At 33.7% G+C, this 22561-nt stretch carries 8 protein-coding genes and 1 tRNA gene; 5 read left to right on the top strand and 4 right to left on the bottom strand.

Going from position 1 to position 22561, the window contains the following annotated elements:
* Window positions 1-2397: 2397 nt before the first annotated feature.
* From HBA_RS00670 to def, 3 genes are all read right to left on the bottom strand, one after another.
* Window positions 2398-2604 carry a hypothetical protein gene (locus HBA_RS00670; RefSeq protein WP_097032141.1) on the bottom strand — a complete coding sequence of 69 codons (207 nt, stop codon included), beginning with the start codon at window positions 2602-2604 and terminating at the stop codon, window positions 2398-2400.
* Between the two features lie 7594 nt (window positions 2605-10198).
* A complete protein-coding gene (gene fmt / locus HBA_RS00665; RefSeq protein ID WP_097032140.1) occupies window positions 10199-11149 on the bottom strand; it encodes a methionyl-tRNA formyltransferase in 951 nt (316 codons plus the stop codon).
* Window positions 11150-11171: 22 nt separating this feature from the next.
* The gene (def, locus tag HBA_RS00660) at window positions 11172-11687 is read right to left on the bottom strand and encodes a peptide deformylase (protein ID WP_097032139.1); all 516 of its coding nucleotides are present in this window, start codon (window positions 11685-11687) and stop codon (window positions 11172-11174) included.
* A gap of 190 nt (window positions 11688-11877) precedes the next feature.
* Between def and HBA_RS03565 the strand changes: the two genes are divergently transcribed.
* The 5 genes from HBA_RS03565 (at window position 11878) to HBA_RS00640 (ending at window position 17927) form a co-directional block, all read left to right on the top strand.
* Window positions 11878-12009, top strand: a complete 132-nt coding sequence (locus tag HBA_RS03565; RefSeq protein ID WP_457920929.1) for a hypothetical protein — start codon at window positions 11878-11880, stop codon at window positions 12007-12009.
* 735 nt (window positions 12010-12744) lie between these two features.
* Window positions 12745-13215: a DUF494 family protein gene (locus tag HBA_RS00655; RefSeq protein ID WP_097032138.1), complete on the top strand. Its 471-nt coding sequence runs from the start codon at window positions 12745-12747 to the stop codon at window positions 13213-13215.
* A 538-nt stretch (window positions 13216-13753) separates the two neighbouring features.
* Window positions 13754-14317, top strand: coding sequence for a Sua5/YciO/YrdC/YwlC family protein (locus tag HBA_RS00650; protein WP_097032137.1), 564 nt, complete (start codon window positions 13754-13756; stop codon window positions 14315-14317).
* Between the two features lie 25 nt (window positions 14318-14342).
* Window positions 14343-15161 carry a shikimate dehydrogenase gene (aroE, locus tag HBA_RS00645; protein ID WP_097032136.1) on the top strand — a complete coding sequence of 273 codons (819 nt, stop codon included), beginning with the start codon at window positions 14343-14345 and terminating at the stop codon, window positions 15159-15161.
* A 2690-nt stretch (window positions 15162-17851) separates the two neighbouring features.
* A tRNA-Glu gene (locus HBA_RS00640) sits at window positions 17852-17927 on the top strand.
* Between the two features lie 2077 nt (window positions 17928-20004).
* Here the strand turns inward: HBA_RS00640 and HBA_RS00635 are convergent.
* Window positions 20005-20607, bottom strand: coding sequence for a peroxiredoxin C (locus HBA_RS00635; RefSeq protein ID WP_097032135.1), 603 nt, complete (start codon window positions 20605-20607; stop codon window positions 20005-20007).
* Between the last annotated feature and the right edge of the window lie 1954 nt (window positions 20608-22561).

The following is a 22561-nucleotide window of genomic DNA, read 5'->3' as shown; positions in this document are numbered from 1 at the left end:
AGAGATTACTTTTCTAAGTAAGTGCTCATTTATTTTGACATTGTGAATGGGAGAATTTTATTCTCTTGAGCTAGCTTCATTTATTAGATTAGGATGATCTTTCCATGAACTTGTGTAATTATATGTTTGTCAGCCACTGCTGTAGCAACTAATGCAACAGACCTAGGTATTAAATTTACTGAATCATTCCGCAACTTATATCATATCGTAAAATAAGTTATATTCAAGTTACTGTGCATCCTGCTATGCGTGTTAATTGGCGTTGCTTAAAGGCCCTTTTTTTTGGGGGGAGGATTATATGTTTGTTAGACTAATAATTTCAATATTGAAACCAGTGTCATCGGTTGGGTAAGTATTTGACTTTGTCATTTATAGTGTTGTTTATCTTCAGATAGAAAATCTACCGCTTGTTTTGGATAAGCGTGCTTATCTGTCGTTTGTTATATGCCCGCAGAAATTCTTGCACCCGCAAGAACAATACAATTTAGATAACAGTAATCCAACTCGTTGAAAAGATTGCCCGTAGTTAAGTAAAAAATCACGCGTATCGTCTATTACGCGATCTATCAACGGCGTTGACCGTTTGATAAAAACCGCTCATTGCCATTCTGAATTATCCCTTCTAAAAACATGCATTTGTTCGCATTTATGCTTAGCAATTTTTCTGATAACGTATCTGATAACTTTCATATGATAAACATACGACATACTAACAGTAAACAGCTTTATATTATTAAAAGACATTTAACTAAATGATATAATAAATCACACAATCGAAGCAGTAGGAGGTTGATTGCTGGATCTATGATCTAAGTTTCAAACTGCACAGAAACGACTGCCTATAAATGGTATTTGGCCGAAATATCATAAGCATGCAATCGAGCACGAAACTGCGCTGCAATTTACAGTCAAAGCGCTTAAAATTATGCTTCCAATGAACTGCTGCTGCATAATTTGGGGGATGTTTACCAGGATAAAATATGTAAAAATGATTTACAGCAAATTTATCAGCAAGGTGATACACTGCTGCCGATCAGCATACTCAAACTTGGGAGATGGTTATCTATAAAATATAGCTAATGGAAGAAGACTATAACTGCCATTTTTCCTTTTTACACTCAAGGTGTAAACAAAATCTTATTATAACCCTTATCTAGTGTTGCTGATGCACTAACTACAATTGTTCTAGGAGGCTGGCAGTCAATTTCATACTAATTAAGTTTGTACTCACATAGTGTGATGCTCTGTTGCTATAACAAACGACGCTACTATTTCTCCTGCTGAAATAGTTAGTAACGCCTTATTGGTCGTCTTGTTAATGCCTGACAAATAGTTATTTAATATATAGACCGCCGGCGGGGCACATAATAGTTAAAAAGAACACCTATAAATGGTTAACCATGTAATGAATATTAAGAATATCCCGCGCGTATCTAATCTCCTGTTATTTCTTTATGAAATGATTAATAAATAGCTGAAAAATCATATTCCATAAATGTATAATATGGACTATAAATTTTTTCTGAATGATGGGTTTGCTATCAGTGCATTTGTGCCAGATTGAGAGAACAACATTAATACGCCATCAGCATATTGTTTTATCTATTTGGATAACATTATGTTTTTAATTTAAAATTAAAAGCCGTCTAATTTTATTATTTATCGACCTTGCTGGGTCGTCAAAATAATATTTTACCGCATTTCTCTTTATATTCACGCTTTACGTTTTAAACTTTCATAAGAAATAGTTTTTTAATTTAAAACAAATTAATAATTGTATTAATGGCAATTAATTGCGGAAAATATATGCATCAACATTAGTTAATGTATGACTGATCTGGTCATATCAATGGTATATGTAACATACATTTTTTAACTCTAACATTAACAAAATTGCTGTGTGCGATGCCAGATAGCAGTCGGGATTCGAAATTCCGCTGTGAGTAACTTTTGTTTTTATCTTCGTCACGATCTTTGGCATTGAGATTTTCTTGTTTAAGTGTGGTGTTTAATGAGAAGGTGATTAAACGGTATGTAATTTACAGCTGGTTTCATAATTACTGTCTGGCTACTTCTGTTTTCTGGTGATACGAGCTTCTCATAGAGGTAGGTTGGATTGCAATATTTACTTTACCTTATTCTGACTTAATAACTGAGTGTTTATTAACTTATTCAAATTGCATAAAAACAAGATGTTTAGTCTTGTTAGTAGAAGTAAGTCACACCCAATCTTATCACATAAGATCAATGTGTCTTTATGAGACTCCACAAACTTAATTCGTAGTGTTGGGATAAGACTGTTGCAACAAGGCATATACTAAGTCTTACAGCGGTTTACTAGCATCTAAGATGTAATCTGTCGTTTTTTAATATAGTGTTTCACGTGCTGCGAGCATTTCAGTGATTTTTTTGATCATAAGTTCCCGTTAAACTCGACCGTTGGTCTTCCTCGTGATGTGTCTTTAGACGGCTGGCTAGTTTTTCTGTGCAGGCTACTTTGTAAATACACACCTGTATCTCGTGGGCGCATTTATCGGTGGTTAAACCGCCGATAAAATAATATTGTTCCCAGTCGTGACTACGGTATGTCTTTGCGTAACGCATGTTAAGATTTTGCTCTCCCGTGTACGAAATCCCAACCAGCTTTCTCAAACGTTGATTTCTTTAACAGTCTTAACTGTATCACGCCATGATACTTCTGGTCAGTATCGCGAGAAATACATATTTTTTAAGACTAGCGCTAATTTCTAATTTATCGTAGTCGTGCCGCACCAGCGTTTGCCAATCAGAAATAAGGGGTTGTGTAATTTACTTACCTATCCTTAATTAAAATAGCGGGAGAAAGCATTTATCGCCCTTTGAGCTGGAGAAGGAAAAGTGAATAGTCATTGTTACTTTTTACATACCGGCAACATATCAGATTATGTTAGCTAACGCTAGTAGCTTCCATTTTGGTCGACAAAATTTTGCGTTACTAATAAAAAAAGATAAGCGGTGCAAATGGTTGAGATATGTGCTGACACGGTACCGCTTCGCGTTTATCGCGGTATATTTAAAATAAATCACTTAATTTAAAGGGTATTTGTATGTTAATTTAAAAGTCTTTATAACGGTCTAAGATGCAATGCATTTGATGATAATTGTAAATTCAAAATATTTATACTGGCATGTTACATGCCATCGCACTAATTATAAAATAAAGTTATAAACATCAATCTTTAATTATTATTTTTAAGTAGGTTAACTCTTTTGCGGATAGCTTCTGTTTAAAGATTGTTCTTTATCTCTTAATGGGTTCAATTCAATAAGATGAAGAAAGAGATATTAATTTTGAAATAACGAATTAAATATAATTTAATATAAAAGCTACTGTGTTCTTGATGTTTTTGCACTTAATAATTTTATGCAGTTAACAAACTGAGAGAACAATACTCAAGCGCATATCTGTAACAAACTTGTATTGTAGTAGCTATCGCGTCGAGTATTACTCTAAACCGATAAGCTTACAGTTTAACGTCTCATGAAGAACATTGAGGTAAAATGAGAACACCTAGCTATGGACACGCTAGGTTTTATAAGCATGCATTAATTTTAACCTTTATATCGCACGGTAGTTGTAATGAGTCGTTAATTAGCTGCACGTGGATGAAAGGTTTTGCGATAGCTAGTTGTATAAGGTCTGGTATTACGAATGCAAGAGCACATTAAATGCAATATTGGCATCTGTCAATCGACAATGGCCGTAATACCTCAGTTATATTTAATGCGGTAATGTTACTAACATATGAACGAGTAAGTGCAGAATGCAATATCATCCTAGAGAGTGTTAAATTTGTTCGCCTATCAATTGAGTTTTTTAGTGATACCAACTCAGAAAAACTCGTTGTTAACCGTTAAATAATTTATATTAGTATGTAGTTATGTGATTTAGTTTTATAGCGTGATTGCTCTAGAGAGAGAAAATAAACTATGATGTTAGTGGTTTGATAAATATTGTCCAGCGTCGTTGCACTATTATATAATTTACAACGTTAATTGGCACGGCGCTTCTGGAATAACAGTTGGGTAGTATTCATCTTTAGTAAGATGAAGAAGATAGGTACTAATGACAAGACTACTATAGTTTTACTCAAGATATAACTTATTATCGACTTTAATACACTCAAGTAACACACGAAAGTGTACAGGTATTAAATTTTACTAAAACGCTATCAGGTCTTTTGGTGCAAAAGGTTTGACGACACGCGGATTAGAGTTTCATTTATAATGAAAAGCCAGGTGTATTGTTTAATGCACTCCCTCAACATCAACAGAGCGCTACTAAGCTCCTCTAAAAAAGCTGTGCCTGGTTTTTAGCTCTGCCTTTCACAGAGTAACAATCAGCAACAGCAATAGTGCTTAAGTCAATATTTACCTTAATGCCGTCTCTAATCTTTGTTTGCAATGATAGTAAATCACGTTTACCTTAATGGAAGGTAAGTTAATTATATTTCAAGCATGCGATACACGTGTTTTTAATAGCAAAATTAAATCACTTTTGTTGCAGGTGTAAATTAAGAAGTATATTTATTTTATAATTAAAATAAAAGTTGAGATGAGTGTAACTTTTTGGTGATTATCAATATAATTAACTGTCACTGTTTTGTGAATAGCACAGTAATGAGTTTTATTTAAAATTAATTACAATCTTATGGTTGTAAGTAAAGTAAATAAAAAATAAATTAAGTGCGATGTTCTACCGCTAATAATTGCATTACAGAAAAGATAAAATCAAATAACTAGAAGATTACTTGAAGACTATAAATATTTTATTTTATCATCGAGGTCAATTAATAACCATTTCTTTCTTACCTTAACTGATTATAAATAGTTATAATAACGATGATTAACAGTTATGACAGAATTTTATACAAGTTTTGTTTTAAACGTAGAGTAAATATTATAATGTAGAAAATACAATAAAATATCAGGTAAGTGATATCGTTAATAATTTAAATAAATTCAATAAATAAACTAAATAGTTAACCTAACGCACGGATAGTTTATACAATTTAACATGTTCTATAAAATTATTTAGGATAATGCTATGGTGCTTTATTTTTATTGTTAATACTCGTCTTTGATTTGATTACTTTGATAAAAGTATAATTTTAATGAGGCGCATTAGTTAGTGTTTATTAACTGAAGATAGCAACTATATAACGATTTACTGTATTGGTAGCTAATATGACTTCCATTTTTCTTTGATTGTATTTTACCTTTTATAATTTTGTTGTTAAGTAATTTGGTAATTAATACTGTACTTATATTAATAAAGCAATGCTAAATAATAGTATTTTAAATTTAAATCTTAAAAACCCCAGAAAGTATTCTAATATAGATGGTGATTTCAGTTTTTTTGATATAAAGCTAGCATTTATATAATCATAATTTAATTAAATTAAAATAATAAATGTTTATCAGGAGTAACATAGCGTAATAATTAATTACTTTAACAACATTTATCTACAGGATGTGATTAATTCTAGATGATCTTGCTACTTTACAGCTCTGAATGACTTAAAGCTAACTAAAAACAAATTGCATTAGTTAGTTTCTAAAATAAAACCTTTTAGCATATCAAAAGGAAAGTTACGCATACTATATTGTTGCGATTAAGATACTAATGTAGTTAATTTATAAAAATTAATTTTCGGTAGTTGCATAAATAAAAATAACCAGGATTATCTTCTTTATGTATTACATAATAAATTATCAAGTAAATAAAATTTTGTTAATTAATTTAAATTTTACCTAACGTTAGGTATTAAAGAATACTTTTTATTCTAAATAGACAAAACTAATTAACAGTTTTATATTAACGTCATATAAGTACAAAACACTAAGAAATGCAATGAGTTAAATGTGTATTTTAGCAAGATTAGGGGTGTCATGGAATGATTACATACAACACTGCAAAGAATTTAAGTAACACAAGCATTAAAGCACTAGTTAGGTCCTTTGCGTGACTATGATAGGCTCGCGCGAACATTTTGTTTATCTAAAATATTTGCTATAGTTAATTTGAATAAATTGCTCAACGAGCGAGGGGAACACGTTAAGTTTATCTTGCCATATTATACTATGTCACTCCATATTATCGGCTTGTACTACGTTACTGGCTATCAATAGTTATGGTGTACATTTTTGTTTATCTTTTACTTCAAGAAGACTTATCTTAGTAAATTGAGCAGAGAATAATGATTATAGTAATAAAGTGTTTGATTTATGACTTTATTACAAGTAACACAATTATCATATAAATAATTTACTTGTTATCAAACTTGCATTGCATTTTGACGCACATAAAATTAATGTTGATCCCCGAAAGAGAAGTGCAGTCTGCTAAGACACTTTCAGATAAAATAAATCAGAATAATTTATTAACACTATTTTTTGCTAACGTTGTTAATTTTATGAAATTATTAGTTTTATATTTTATAAGTTATTTGAGCATTTCTAGCGTGTAGAGTTATTAACTTATTAGGTATTGATAAAATATTGTGCTCGCTCAAATTCATTATCTTTATTTTGTTACTTTACTGAAAGTATACTTTCCTTAATTATGGGTAGTAATATAATAGTTTTAATATGGTTATGCGTATTGATAAATAATTATGATAAAAGTTATAAGATATGTTAGCTATTACATTCATTGGAATAACTCCCTGCTTAGCTTATTTATATTATGACGTACTAAAAAGACGATCATTTTATCGGTAGGTTGCAAAGTATTCTCTCTAATTGCAGTCTCAATAACCTCCTGAAATTGGTACTAAAAGTTATTAAATTCTAGATGTATGGGAAGATGTCGCTGAATCTAAAACCGTTACCAAGGTACATATTTCGGACTAATAGTAGATGGCGTTAACGTGCGATTTTTATTATTAAGATAATAGCTAGTTTATTAAGAAATCATTGTGGTTATGAGTTTTATTATATCAAAATATGCAATTTTGAGGTAAGAGAAGTACTTATCAAGTGTATTAAAGGTTATTTCGCGTCATTCACTTGAAATAATGATTGCCTAGTTATGGTGTAGTAGTAAATTTGAAGGTTAACGGTGAGATAGCTTCAGTGAAATAGTTTTGTTTATTAATTATTGCAGCCTTTATCAAAGATGTAATAATAATGCAAGAAGCTATTATGGTTCAACGTAACAAAACATGACCTATTCTAATTGTTAACACAACTCTAGTTAAAAAGTTAAAATAATTTAATAGTTCCTATTAAAGATGCTATGGGCGATAGTCATTTAGGTAAACAAATCTCTGGAGTGTCACAACAATATGATTATCGATATTCTAGCAATTTATGAGGTAGTTTATAGATTGAAAATCATGAGACGTTCAGTTAGAGTATTATTACTTCTACGGTATATGGTGCTAAGAAAGTCTATTTCTCTTAATTCTGAGCGAATAACGTTGTGCGTCTCTTGACGCTTTTGAGTCGTAATTTATTTAATTGTATCATAAGATGGAGGAATGATATGGGGTAATGCGGTGTCATTATTGTAACTTTTATGGTGGTATTGTGGCTCAAGCCTCCTGGATACCGAGGATGCTGTTGCTTTTCTGGCAGTTAGTCTTCGATATGACTAACTGCGACAGTTTATTTTTTTTGCTTCTGCATCGATATTAGAGATTTCGGTTAGAGAATATCAATTAATTAGTAGCATACTGTATCGTTGTAGTGTGGTTGCTACCATAATTGAGAATTTAGATTTTTGGGCATGTCGGAAGAATAAAACTTCTCCTAATCGACCGTACTTTGATTGATGACAAAGGATGCAACAGCACATAGCTAGCTTTAGCTATCACGTGAATTTGGCTTTACTACCAACTTGTTTGAAGGAAATTTTCTTCCCTTTTTTAGTTACTGAGAAAATTGTGCACTTTTAGATAATACAAATCATCAGAATTGATTGTTTCTTTGCCGCTTCGTTGACTAACTAAACGTTAGTACTATTGACACATGATCACAATATATATCTTATATCATTAATTCGATAAACGCACACAGTCTTGTTTTGCGGCGCAAAACTGATACTAAGTTAGTTATTGGTGTTTTTATCGTGCATACACATGGTCGAAATACAAGTAAGTATAACTCATGAGGCTATGTTGTTTAACCGGAAAATTTCGGTCAGTATTTCAACACGCACGGTGTATTCCATGTCTACGTCCTGAATCGGGACGTAGGTAATGTTATTTTATGACATGCTGAAACAACTTAATTTTCAATGGTATTTTACCTAACTACCAATAGCATTGCGATAGTCGCTGTGATATTATTAGCATAATAATATAAACGTATTTTGGCACTACTTATCACGAATATCCTCATGCGTAGCAGACAACATAAATCAACTATTGTGGTATGATTATTATTAACCTGATATATTTAGTGCCGCATATCTATTATAAATGCGAAATTCTAAACGTGGAAAATAAATGTATCTAAAATGATTACGCGCAACGTAACGTATACGTGAATCAATGATTACTGGGATGATACACGAAGATAATTACTTTCCAAAAGATCGCAAATGCAACGACTAAATTGCATTTGCATGCTGATGTTTTAGATAGCAAAGTATGATTGCTATTATTAATATGAGTGGTATGGAGTTACGAACATCAGCAACCCTTACTTATATGTGTAAGTTATAGACGCCACGCGTCTTTCATATTGCATCTAAATTTCTTATCATCCATGAACTTGATAGTTCTGTAGTCACTTTTGATATAGTAGGCAATAAGGTATTGCTCTTCAGCAATACCTATAACCTCTTATGTTTAGCACCTGTTTAGCTTTATAAGCTCCTATAATGAACTAACCATCAGGTGTTATCCACGCAGTCATTACGTTGATTTATATCTTGTTATTCGATAGTGCCCCAAGAGCTTGTACATATAAAGCCTTTTAAGGAAACTAAATAGATTGTTCCAATAATATCATAAGCGCAGCTATTGTTGCAACTATAAAGCATGGTATAGCAATGTGCTAATTGTTATTTTATATGTTTGCCTAATATCGAAACTACTGTGTAGTTTTGGTATTAAGAACGCTAAAATCTTTATATTTAATTTTGTATTTAAGATTTTAATCCATCTTTAATTACTATGAGTTTAAGTTATGTAAAATAACTAACAAGTATCATGATGTTTTCTGTTGTGCTAAATAGAGATTTCTCATATGTATTTTGATACAAGAAAAATAAAGCATAGATTTATGTTATGTCTTATTAATGTCATGTTATGCTAGAATTAGTTTAGCTATTTTACCTCACTTAAGCAGTTAATACTTTGCTTAAATTCTTTAAGTTTAGTAGAACAATGCAATTTAATAAAGTATGTTTAATGTGATTTAACATTAAAGTTAAAGCTAATATGCGCATCATCTAGCGGGTAGATGAGTCAAGAAGACATTAATAAAACCTTGATTTTATTAGTAAGTATTTTGTTAAAATATCTTATATCCTTAAGATTAAGCAAAATAGAGAAACATTTAACAGCCGAAGACTTTCCATTAAAGCGCTGGAGCCAATAAGAATGATACTCTAATTAAATAAACTTTTGCGACAGTGAAACCAAGAAGCCGTAGTATTAAAATTGTGGTGCAAGATAAATAATTATATTTATTATATTAATATTGCTTTGTTTGCTCAAAAGATAAAACCAGCTTAAGAAATTTAACTTACTTATTACTTAATAAGTAAGCAATGTTTAACTTAAGTATAAATAATAGATGCACAAAGCTTTAAAACGAAATATATTACTTATTATCTACTAATTATTAAGCCTGTATATATGTAGTGCATTTGACAATTGGACAAAGTAGTTTGATGTAATATATACGTAGCTTATTGCTTATTAAGTAATTTGCAGGAGTTTACACTATTTGCGCATTCTTGCGTTTAGCGCCTTCAAATATAAATATTATCTTCTCTTTAATTATATTTATGTCATAAATAACTTTATTTTATGAGGTGCAATTTATTTATAAATATAAATACTTAAATAAGTTAATAACATTTAAATGTCTCGTTAAGATGTTTTAAAAACAATATAAAGATAATTCATAAAACTTACTGATAAGTAAGTTAATATCTTTAATTATTTAATTAACAAATTAAAATCGTAAAATACTTTGATAATTAATCAAGGAGCATACCAGGAATAAACCATTTGCTGCGTGAATTGAGTAAGTCTTGGACTGGCATTACTTTTTTACCTGCGGGCTGCAAATGAGTTAGCGTCAGAAAACCCTTTCCGGTAGATATGTGAATACCAGACTTGTCCGAAGCCACAATCGTGCCTGGTGTACACGTATTTGTCTGCCGTGCGCTAACGCTAGCGCCCCAGACTTTTATTTGATGTCCCGATAAGTATAAGTAACTAACGGGGCTAGGATTAAAAGCACGGATACATCTCTCAAGTTGCGTCGCTGGCAGACGCCAATTGAGCCGGGCTTCTTCCTTGCTGAGCTTGTAGGCATAAGTGGCGAGCGCGCTGTATTGAGGCTTAGCTACTACATGACCATCAGCGAGTTGATTAAGTGTAGTCAATAAAGCATCCGGACCAATTTGCATCAATTTTTCATAAACCGATGTACTGGTATCATCGGGTTGGATAGGGCAGGTAATCTGATGCAGTATGGCTCCTGTATCAAGGCCTGCATCCATCTGCATAATCGTCACTCCAGTTTGGTCGTCGCCAGCCAACAATGCTCGCTGAATCGGCGCGGCTCCCCGCCAACGTGGCAGTAGTGACCCATGTACATTGATACAGCCAAGCCGCGGTAGATCTAACATCGCCTGGGGAAGGATAAGTCCATATGCCACGACTACCATAATATCTGCTTTCAACGCCGACACCCATTCTTGACTAGAAGATTTCTGTAGTGAATCAGGTTGAAATAATGGTAGATCATGTAGGATCGCTAATTTCTTGACCGGGCTAGGGGTTAAGTGGTTACCACGACCGGCAGGTTTATCAGGCTGTGTGAAAACGCCCATGATCTGATGTTTAGAATGAATTAGTGCATTTAAATGGCGTGCTGCGAAGTCGGGCGTACCGGCAAATATAATACGTAAAGAGTCTGACACGATAAGTCCTATGATATTTGGGTTACTTTTCTGCTCGTGCGGTCATGCGCGCCATTTTTTTCATTTTTTGACGAATTCGTTGACGTTTAAACGGCGAAAGGTAATCTACAAATAGTTTACCGACCAGGTGATCCATTTCGTGCTGAATGCAAATTGCTAGCAAATTGTTCGCCTCTAGTTCGAAAATGTTACCATCGCGGTTTTGCGCTCGTACTTTTACCCTTTTTGCCCGTGGTATGAAGCTACGCTGCTCAGGGATCGATAAACAGCCTTCATGAATACCAGTCTGACCGCTTTTCTCTAATAATTCGGGATTGATTAGCACCAGACGCTGATCGCGGTTTTTAGAGGTATCAATAACAATTATACGCTGGTGAATATCAACTTGAGTAGCTGCCAAGCCGATTCCCTCTGCGTCGTACATGGTCTCAAACATATCATCCACGATGTTGCGAATATCGTCATTAACCTTGACGACTGGTTTGGAGACTTTGCGCAGCCGTTCATCAGGGTAAAATAATACAGTCACTAATGACATAATAGTGTTAATTTATACATAAATATAAAAACTAAATTTAATATTATGTTAGTCAGTTTTTAACTAATTAACAATCTTTTGATAAAGACAATGCCCTGGTTGTTCGCCAGTCGCTAGAGAAGATTAGAGAAAATATTATTAAAAACATAGCTGCTTAGCATAGGTTAAAAAAGGGGTTAAATGGTGATCTATGTCTAAAGAAAATAAAATATTTAACCACAGCAACAGATTTGGCGCTTTTAAACCTCAAAGCAATATTGAATTAGATTTCAATCCTAAGGTAAGCCTGAGTGCTATCGTTGTTCTTAGTCAGAAAAACTAAAACGCGTTGCTATTAACGATTGCTCTTTCCGCATCAATTGTCCGGAGACTTTGATGTCTGCTACCAGCACCTATGATCAAAGGAGCTAACCTGCATTAAAATACTATAATTACCAGTGATCTGGGCCTACTGTGGTCATGTCTATTTGTGATGAAATTGACATGAAATTAACATGAAATTGTTAACACAATCATAGTATCATGTGTAATAAAGACATGTTGGTATCTAATGTTAGCCTCATTGGTCTATGCAGACTAGGTATTGTTTTTGTTTTATCTAGTAGATAGATATCTAAGTATGAGAATAGTATAGGACTTAACTGGCAATAAAAATTAGATTGTCTTTCACGGCTGTATATATTTTGAATTATGGAGGTAAGATCTTTGTCTTGTCTTAGCCCACTATGTAACTCATCTAACGCCGAGATACATATGTTTATCTGTCCGCGCTAGTCGCTTTTTACCCACAGGAAGCGGTATTTGAACAAATATTTTATGATTTGCAATATTTTTCGTCTAACAAATCAGAAATAATTTCCACAATAGAATGTGAAGTTAAATTTCCATTTGCGGATGTGTTGGCTAACGTAAGAAATAATGTTACACCTATTGACGTCGTCGCTGTACGTGTCGGCCAACCTGTGCCAGATGTGATAGTGAAACTAATTTAACTGGAGTTAGCAGGATAGATTGCAATTTGACCTAGCGGTTATGTCCACTTAAGGAGGGGCAGGTCATGTTCGACGTGCTAATATATTTATTTGAAACCTACATCCACGCTGTAGAAATGCGTGTAGATCAAGATAAATTGACCGATGACCTTACCCGAGTAGGTTTTCATCAGGACGATATTTATAATGCTTTAAATTGGCTTGAGAAACTAGCTGATTTGCAGGATGGTCAGGGTAGGGCGGTTGCTTTCAATGCCGATCCGCTCGCTATGCGTATTTACTCTGAGGAAGAAAATCATTGTCTGGATACCTGCTGCCGCGGTTTTTTATTGTTTCTTGAGCAAATTCAAGTATTAAACCTTGAAACCCGTGAGATGGTTATCGATCGAGTTATGGCGCTCGATGCAGTGGAATTTGATTTAGAAGATCTTAAATGGGTGGTTCTTATGGTTCTATTTAATATTCCAGGTTGTGAAAATGCTTATCAGCAAATGGAAGATCTAGTGTTTGAAGAACATGTCAAACATCTGCATTAAGATATCAAAGATAATTTAATATTATAAATAAAGTTGCATTTTTATTAAATAGACTAAGCGTCTTGCATCGAATTTAGTGCAAGTTATGTTATTCGTGCTAGATAGCATTTATCTGATTTGTGACAGCATTGTATTACTTGAAATGCGACCATATTTAATTATAACACCCCTATCGTGATTATCACGTGGTAAAGTGCTCGATTGGCAGCTAGATAGTCCCAGCTAGTTAATTAATGCTAGGATTGCATCAAGGATATTTAGGTATGTTTATAGTCTGCTTGAGCGATCAAGCATGAGGATATATTGCATCCACAAGTATCGTAACGCTAAACTTGTTTATCTTATTGTTGAACTTTGTTAAGTTGTTACACTTTTATAGATGATTTACCTGTGAGTATGTATCAAGTCAACAACCTACTACGGGTAATGTGAGTATTGACAATTATTGCTTTTATAGATTAAAAAAGACCGTAAGCTGTCTAAATTAGTTTTAAGATTATAAAAATTGATCTAACTATAGTAGCGATAAACTACATTCATGCATAAATCTCTCGTGATTAAACTGATAAATTTAGTTAATGCGCTAGGCCAGCAACAGGTTATAGCTTATCCTACAGAAGCTGTGTTTGGGTTAGGATGCGATCCAGATAGCGAAACGGCAGTACGGACGTTGCTCAGGCTCAAGCAACGTCCATGGCAAAAAGGGTTGATTTTAATCGCTGCTTATTATGCTCAGCTGACAGATTATATTGATGATCAAGCATTAGATAATGCTACACGGGAGCGTATGTTTTCTTGTTGGCCTGGCTTCGTTACTTGGGTGGTACCGGCTAGTGACACAACTCCATTATGGTTAACGGGACAATACACATCACTTGCGATACGTGTTAGTGCATTTGAACCTGTTAGGCGTCTTTGTCTTGCGTTCGGCAAGCCGTTGGTATCAACTAGTGCTAATCTGGCTGGATTGCCGGCGGCACGCACCTCTGCCGAAGTGCGTAAGCAATTGGGCAATGATATTCTAATGCTAGACGAAGCGGTAGAGGGTCATCGCAATCCTTCTAAACTTCTTGATGCTCTTACCGGCGCATCGATTCGTTAAAACTGACTATCACTGGAGTGATATCATGGATATCTATGCCGTTTTTGGTAATCCTATTAACCATAGTCGATCACCGCGTATTCATACGCTCTTTGCCGTCGAAATGGGACTTTCTCATACTTATGGTCGAGTTCTAGCACCGATAAATGACTTTGAGCAAACGCTGCTGCGATTTTTTGATACAGGCGGCTTGGGAGCGAATATTACTCTACCGTTTAAAGAACGTGCGTTCTCGCTTTGCGATCACCTTACTACGCGGGGATCTTTAGTCGGAGCAGTCAATACTATCAAGAAACTGCCAGATGGTTCATTATTGGGGGATAACACTGACGGCATTGGGCTCATCAGCGATTTGGAGCGTCTAAACTTATTAAGTCAAAATAGCCGAGTATTACTAGTAGGAGCGGGTGGCGCAGCGCGGGGAGGGATCTTGCCGCTGCTAACTTACGGCTGCAAGGTGGTATTGACCAACCGCACGTTCCCCCGTGCGCAAGAGCTAGTGCGATTTTACCATCACGCCGGCGATATTAGCGCGTTACCGCTAGAGCTTCTTAGTGCGCCAGATTACGACCTAATCATTAATGCTACATCTGCCGGTATGTATGGCAGCATTCCGCAGTTGCCTGCATCCATAATTACACCGTCGGTCTGCTGTTATGATATGTTTTATCAACAAAAAGATACTCCATTTATCGCTTGGAGTCGACGGCAAGGTGCGGTGCGTTGCGCTGATGGGCTCGGTATGCTAGTGGGTCAAGCTGCCTCTTCATTCTTGTTGTGGCATGGCGTTTTACCTTCTATTTTACCGGTGCTTAACACGTTACGTGCGGAACTGACCGCATGAATTACGCCTGCAATTTTGCAGATCTGGAGCAATTATATGCCGAGCGTTCAAGCATATATTTTCTAGCATGTGGAGGCAATATGTGCGTGATTTGCTCAGGCACGATGGGATGGTAAGTTGTTTTATCTATTAGCTTTTATATGCGGCTGGTGACTCTACTGCACTAAAGCTATTGCGCCGATCCCCGTGAACGTTGAGTACGTTAATGTTATAAAATTGCTTATCTTATATTAAGATATAAGATACTGTCCGATACTATTAATGCTGCTGTTGATAAAAGCATAAGCACGCTTTCTAGCCCACATAAAAAGTTCGTTGTGACTTCAGAAAAGTTTATTTCTCATATAAGCTAATAGCAATTGCTAGAGTAACACAAAAATATTTACTTTATCGTGTGTCTACAAATACCACTGTGCGTCCGTTTGCTTAAGATAATTATTATGGATCTGTTTATATGTCACATTATTTGGTTAAGTAAAGTTACTAATTTCTGATGGTATGAAATGGCGTTACTCAATCTAACTAAATTTCTAAAAATAAAGATGACCTATGTGTTGATATTTATGCTATATTTTATAGCACTTCCAACACTAATGATGACCTGTAAACCTCATAATCAATTATGGCTTTATCTAAGATAATATCTCCCATAATTATCATGGGCATTATTTACGATAGTACAGCTATGCAATATGATTTTAGGTACCAACTTAACTTCATCGCAGATAATCAGATTATAATCCTCGCGCTTGATTAACCATCGCGGTGTGAGAATTAATATTTTAATACGCATCCATCCTTAATAATTAGCGCGTGCGCTGATTTTTCATGCTTTTGAAAGTGTTGCAAATAATAGCTAGAAACCAAATACTGACATTATTTCCGATTTACATAATCGATGATTATGATGTTAAAATTGGTTATAACTTACTGATAATTTGTGTAAAGGGGTAAAGTTTCAGTAAAAGTTTAGTGACTTAACATGCTAAAACATGCATAACTAGAATTTTTACAGGATGCTGTTTATCCTGCTTCAGTTGCAAACGTTTGAGATGACCTTCCACCGCCCGCTATTGTTATAGTTTTGCTCAAATAATTGCTTTAGATCACAACAACAGGGATAACAACTCAACAAGTAACAGAAAATAAATATAGAGTTTACGTAAAAATAAATGTATATAGTTCATTTATATCTTTTTGTTATGTGGACAGCATCAAAGTTAACGAAAAGATTAAAAATAGATAAAATGGCTTGATACTACATCAGTAAAGAGTGTAGTATTGTACTAGCTGTTTGTAATGCCGGCGCTAAAATAAAATATTTTGTTGCTATTTTAACATTTTATCAGTAAGTTATTGTGCAGTCACAAGACTTATCATTTTATTACAGATTTTATCTGTACTCAGATTAAACGTTAGGTAATAGTTTAAGAAAAAGATAAATCGAGCAACATGAGAAAAAAGCAAACATTATTTTCATTACACTGCATATATAATATCTGTGTATCTAACCTACGTGGTAAAAGAACCGCCATTATAAATGGCGGTTAACGTCAAATAACGTCGCAAAACTAAAACTATTTTAAGAGCATATAATAAATGATCTGAATTAGGTAGAACTCATTATCATCATAATGTAGTTTCGAAAAACTTGAAAAGTTATTAATGTTGCAGAGGGCTTTTAACAGAGAGAAAAACGTTCATTCGAATAATGCAGATTTATATTACTCGTAAAATATCGTTAATCCCCGTACTTGACTTAACTGTGTAACTACAGTTATAGTTATAACTAACTAGAGTCTATAGACTATAACAGTAAAAGTAAAATTTAGTGTATCGGTGGTATTTATAAATATTTTTAAATGCTTTTAAATTTAAGTCATCCTTAACTAAGGATTAGCCGCGTTTTTTTTTGTAAAAGTGCGTGTGGTGGTTTGCTTATACATACTGGCGAGTTTTCTTTACAAGCAATGTTAATTTAAAGGTTGCAATTTACGTCAAGACCTTCAAAGTGAAGGTGATAAACTGGCCGGGTTATAGATACGTAAGATAAAAGATTAAAATAAATAAACTCACGGAGAAGAAACCACGTAGCCATAGATTATCGTCATTTAATACATACAACGAAGAACCTGACTTATTCTTGGCATCTAGATAAAAAGCAAAGGGAGCCCTTAATCCTTGCAGGAACCTTAAAATTATTATATCGCTATGATTTTTCGTTGTTTTCTAGAAACAACGAAACTTCTACAAAAATTGCCATAATAAACTTAAAGAACCTAAAAGATATTATAACTAATAATACCCCGATACCTTAAGAGCTACACAAGTGTTATTAGTGACAAAATAACGCATTAAAAACGCGAATCGTTTTCTCTAGCGTCAGCAAATCTTGTATACTTGTGGTACAAGTTAGAGTATAAAAATAAACTCCATAACATATTGGTAAATATCATAATACGTTACCAGCCCCTTTATACAACATAGCGAATGCTATAACCGAGTGTTTGCAAAAGAAGTGCAGTTGACTGCATTTTGCTTAAAATAAATCTCTACTACTTAAAGTAACAGAATAAATATAGTAAGGAAACCTAAAGGTAAAGAACCTACGATTCTATAATATACATATTAAACTATCTGATAACTGTTACGGATAAAGCAGCCGGTTAGTAGTTTTTATTTTGATTTACGTCTCCTTCGTCTAGTGGACCAGGACACTGCCCTTTCACGGCAGTAACAGGGGTTCAAATCCCCTAGGGGACGCCACTTTCATTTTATTTCAGAGTATACTTTTATTTTAGTGTGTTGTGAAATACCATAATAGTTAACTCATCCAGCCACGCGTTACCTAATTGTTTGTGGAGTAGTGGCTGTCATTTTACATTACAACCTTGATGCAATTATAAACTAACATCTAGACTAATCGGGTGCATTATCCCCTTAATAGCAGATACTGTTTTAATAAACGCTTATTATATTAGCCTTAATACTATGTTACCTTCCCAAGAACTTTAGGAAGAAGTTATGCTTTTGCGTTATTATCCTATCAGTTAACTAAATAACTTATACTTTACGTTATGTAGTATGGTTACATGTCTTGCGAATATTTACTACTAGTAGTAATGGTTTCTTTAGTTATTGTGAAAGTAAAAACATAATCAGCTAAAAGTTGACCCGCGTAGTTTTATCTGTCGAGTTTGTTTTTCTAGTCACTGTTAATTTACAGGTGAACAAAATTTAACACTACTGCTATATAAACCCAGTATTGCATCATTAACATGTTAGTTAAGTCACGTCGCTAAACCACCTAAACTGTGTCACTATAAATTGTTATCCTACAATATGTTACATTTCAATACATTAAATTACCGCCTTATTTATGTTTTTGAGATGTAACTTAACAATTAATTACCACTACTCTTCTGCTTAGCTGTTCATCTTAACAGCTAAGCTTGACTTCTGATGATATCTCTGGTTATGTCGGTAACAATACTTATCTTTTATTAAACTGCGCTTTGACTATATTTAAGAGCATTTCGCTCATCGAGCTGGCAGTGCCATGACCGGTCAGTTGGTACTGAGACAAGCATCAAAAATTTATTACAGAATGCTACGTTAGTGTGATCTACTGGTTTTGTAGATCATCACCAACACGTTTAGTGCATCCGACATTAAGAAACTAAAATTATTTAAAAATCCACCTTTTTAAAGGTAGAGAGAATATCTTTCTACATGAAGCTGAGTGTAATCTGCTCTGAGGTTCAATGGTAATTCTGGTAATCATTTTCCTTGCTGCTATAAGTAATGGAAGTTGCTCACATAGATATTAATAGCTGAACGACTGACGTTACTGTCTTGTTACTTCCTTCCAGGCTAATATTAGTTGAGGAGTAACGTAATTATTTCAAGTTTAAAGTTAGTAGTACAATGCTATGTTCAGGAGTTCACCCATAAAAACTTTTGTGAAATATGAGACTCAACTTATATAGTTTGTGTTTAGTGTGCCGTTATAATACGGGCTTATCCGTAGGAAGGCTTTTCATGATAGATGGCTTATAAGCGGAAAGTTTAAGTACCTAATGCAATAAAAGAACAACTACCATAGCGATCTTTTGTATGTGAGATTAAAGGTTAACAGACTAACTAGGTGACAGGGGACGTTAATTTATTTTATGCTGAAGTTTTAGAATTTATATATACCTAACCTATTGCCCCTTGTCCTACAGACATTTTTGTACTTTTTATAATTATCATCCGTCATCAATATCCCTCTTTTGTAGAGGGAGTATGTTTGCACGACGACATTGCAGAAAATTAGGTATGTACCGTTACATCTTACAGCGCGTGTTTGAGTCCTATCGTTTTTGTATCATGGTTATGATAAAAATGTTATTTACTTAAATAACATCATGCTAAGATATGTTTTTAACCTGCTAGTTTCGTTGACCTTTTTTGCTACTGAGATGGGTATGGAGAATAACTATGTGCTTACGAATTACTTGTTGCCACAAGCTCAAGCCCGCGGAGGGGTAAGCGCTAACATTTATCTATCTTATCGGCGAAATGACGGTAAATTTAGGCATTATCTTTTTACTGTTTTATGATCTAGGCGGAAACTATTTTCGCATACTAACTCTAGCTGAGTAGAATAAAAACCCGATTGGGTAAAAAACTGGTGGAGTACTCTTGTAGCTAAAATCTTAGGTAGGTTTTTTTGTGTGTATAAGATGTTTGATCGCTTGACTATATATGGTAGTTGCAGATTCAGGGTATAAAAACCGGCCACATTACTGGCCGGCGCTAAAAGGATAAAAGTATTTTCTGTGCTGTAACATAGACTCCATTATAGTTTATTTATATTTTCAGACAGATATTTTGCAACCCCTTCAGGGGAAGCGTTCATTCCTTCTTGACCTTTTTCCCACTGTGCCGGGCAAACTTTGCCGTGTTCTTCATAGAATATTAAGGCGTCTACCATTCTCATTATTTCATCGATATTGCGTCCTAGAGGCAGGTCGTTAACTACCTGGTGGCGGACAATACCTTTTTTATCGATCAGGAACGAACCGCGTAGAGCGACACCTGCGTTAGGATGCTCAATGCCATAGGCTTTAATTATTTCGCGTTTAATGTCTGCTACCATCCAGTACTGGATTGGTCCGATACCGCCTTTTTCGATGGGTACCTGACGCCAGGCGGTGTGTACAAATTCTGAGTCGAAAGATACGCCGATGATTTCTACGCCGCGCTTCTGAAACGTTGTGTAACGTTTATCGAAAGCAATCAATTCAGACGGGCAGACGAAAGTGAAGTCCATAGGCCAAAAGAAAATAACTGCTAGTTTACCCTGAATATGTGATTTTAAATTAAAATTGTGAACGATTTCACCCGTACCGCGAACGGCGGTTGCGGTAAAATCTGGGGCTTGACGAGTGACTAAGACCATATTAACTCCTGAGACATAGTATTTAGATTAATGAAACTTAAATAGGAGTTTAGTATAAACCTGTGCTAGTTGTAAAGTACATTTAATCATAATATTTAGTAAAATAGATTATGACAATTAAAGATATAATTAAACTTTGTTAGTATATATCTGCTATCCGTATTGATTAGTCAATCAAAAAGTTTCATTAGGATGTCACTAGTTATTTGCTGGTTATCTAAACAAAAGATGGCAAATAGAAGAAATTAATGTGCAGCGGTGCAATAAATCTACAGAGGAGAAACGAGGGCACCACCAGAGGTGGTATCAATGCGGTTATGTGCAAGAAATGATAGTTTTTTTTGCTCTTTGAAATTACTATCATGAACTTAATTCTTATCTTAAGAATTAAAATAAATAAAGTTAGCAGTTGGGAACTGCTAAACGTAAAATAGTTAATTGCAATTGTTAATTGCCCTTGAATTTTTATTATTACAAATAATAATAAATATTACGTACTACGATTATCATCGATAACAACCATAAAAATTAAATCTAGAATACTAGATAACAAAATAAAGCAAGTGAAATAATTTACGTATACAATAAAGAAGATAACTTATCTCTTTATGGCAATTGTGATAAACTAAAGTTACGCTATCTAATATTTATTATTACCTTAAATATAAATTTAATGTATCTTGCTGTAACGTTATGTCGTTAAGGATGCTTATAATAGCAAGATAGATAATAAGAGTATATAATTTTAAATACGTTAGTAGTGTTTATATTTGCAACAATCTATTTTAGTAAGGAAATATATAAATAATATATTGCGTATCACATACCTTTCAGGTATGTGAACTGAATTTAAGAAAAGGTAATGTTAGTAAATAACAATAAATTATTATAATGTAGGTTATTGGTGTTTATCACTACATGCGGTGCTCTAGATTGTTAATTACTTTATTTTATTTTCAATGTATCGAAATATTATACACATAACATTTAAGTTTTTTAAATTTAAATCGTAGGAATTACAAGTCAATAAAGAATAATTCAATTAGAAACCTTAAATTTAGCCAGAATAATATTAATGTTGATATTGCTCTGGTGAACAATTGAGTCAAGGTAGTGATCGATAATGACGCAAAATAATTAAGTGTATTAGTTTATTAGCAATGAGTCAAACGTGTTCAGCCTTACTTAATTTTTTAATTTGGTAAATTTAATATGCTTAAATTCCTTGTATTTATTAATATAACCGCTATGTCCATAAATATGTTTAATAGTGAAGCGTGTATGACATGTTAACAATTAATAAAAATATTAATTAACTCTAAGAAAATATGGAATGAAATATATCGTTGATGGTTACGTTAAACCTTTTAACGACTTAACTTAATAAGTTAATTACCCGACATTATATCGTTGAATACATTGAGAAAGATCGGGTATTAAATAGATTTGTTTATATGGATTTGATGTTGATTTTTATCGGGTATAGTAGCTACTTATCTTTTATTGTCAGAGCAATTATTGCCATCAGTAGAATTTTAGTTAACAAGAGACAACAAGGATATCATTCTACTAACCATAATTTTAAAGCAGCTTGTTATCTCCCAAATTATGCTATTGCATAATTGATTAGTTATTGAGCTCTACTACTTATGTAGGGATATTAATGAATATGATTTGCTCCGGCTTTTTCTAGCTATATTTTTAATCAAGCTGTATAAGTATATAATAAATAGCAATAAATAGTCATCAAAAGCTTGTTTTTGATTTTTCTTATTAAATGAATACACTTTCTACTTATGTTATTGTTGTAACTTGTCACCATGACAGCCTTTAGTTTGGCAGATACAGTATGTAAAGAAATTAACATTTATGCAATTTAACGACAGGAAAAAGTTCATAAAAATAAAATTAAACAATGTAAATATGAAATAACCGGTTAGGTTAATAAAGCATT

The organism is Sodalis endosymbiont of Henestaris halophilus (assembly GCF_900161835.1).
Taxonomy (GTDB): Bacteria; Pseudomonadota; Gammaproteobacteria; order Enterobacterales; family Enterobacteriaceae.
The sequence above is the reverse complement of the archived record's forward strand: the minus strand, read 5'-3'. Positions and strand labels throughout refer to the sequence as shown.

Excerpts from the sequence above, each read along its gene's own strand:
- HBA_RS00655 (WP_097032138.1), top strand. The coding sequence starts at position 12,745 with ATGTTCGACGTGCTAATATATTTATTTGAAACCTACATCCACGCTGTA.
- HBA_RS00670 (WP_097032141.1), bottom strand. The coding sequence starts at position 2,604 with ATGCGTTACGCAAAGACATACCGTAGTCACGACTGGGAACAATATTAT.
- HBA_RS00650 (WP_097032137.1), top strand. The coding sequence starts at position 13,754 with ATGCATAAATCTCTCGTGATTAAACTGATAAATTTAGTTAATGCGCTA.
- def (WP_097032139.1), bottom strand. The coding sequence starts at position 11,687 with ATGTCATTAGTGACTGTATTATTTTACCCTGATGAACGGCTGCGCAAA.
- aroE (WP_097032136.1), top strand. The coding sequence starts at position 14,343 with ATGGATATCTATGCCGTTTTTGGTAATCCTATTAACCATAGTCGATCA.
- HBA_RS00635 (WP_097032135.1), bottom strand. The coding sequence starts at position 20,607 with ATGGTCTTAGTCACTCGTCAAGCCCCAGATTTTACCGCAACCGCCGTT.
- HBA_RS03565 (WP_457920929.1), top strand. The coding sequence starts at position 11,878 with ATGTCTAAAGAAAATAAAATATTTAACCACAGCAACAGATTTGGCGCT.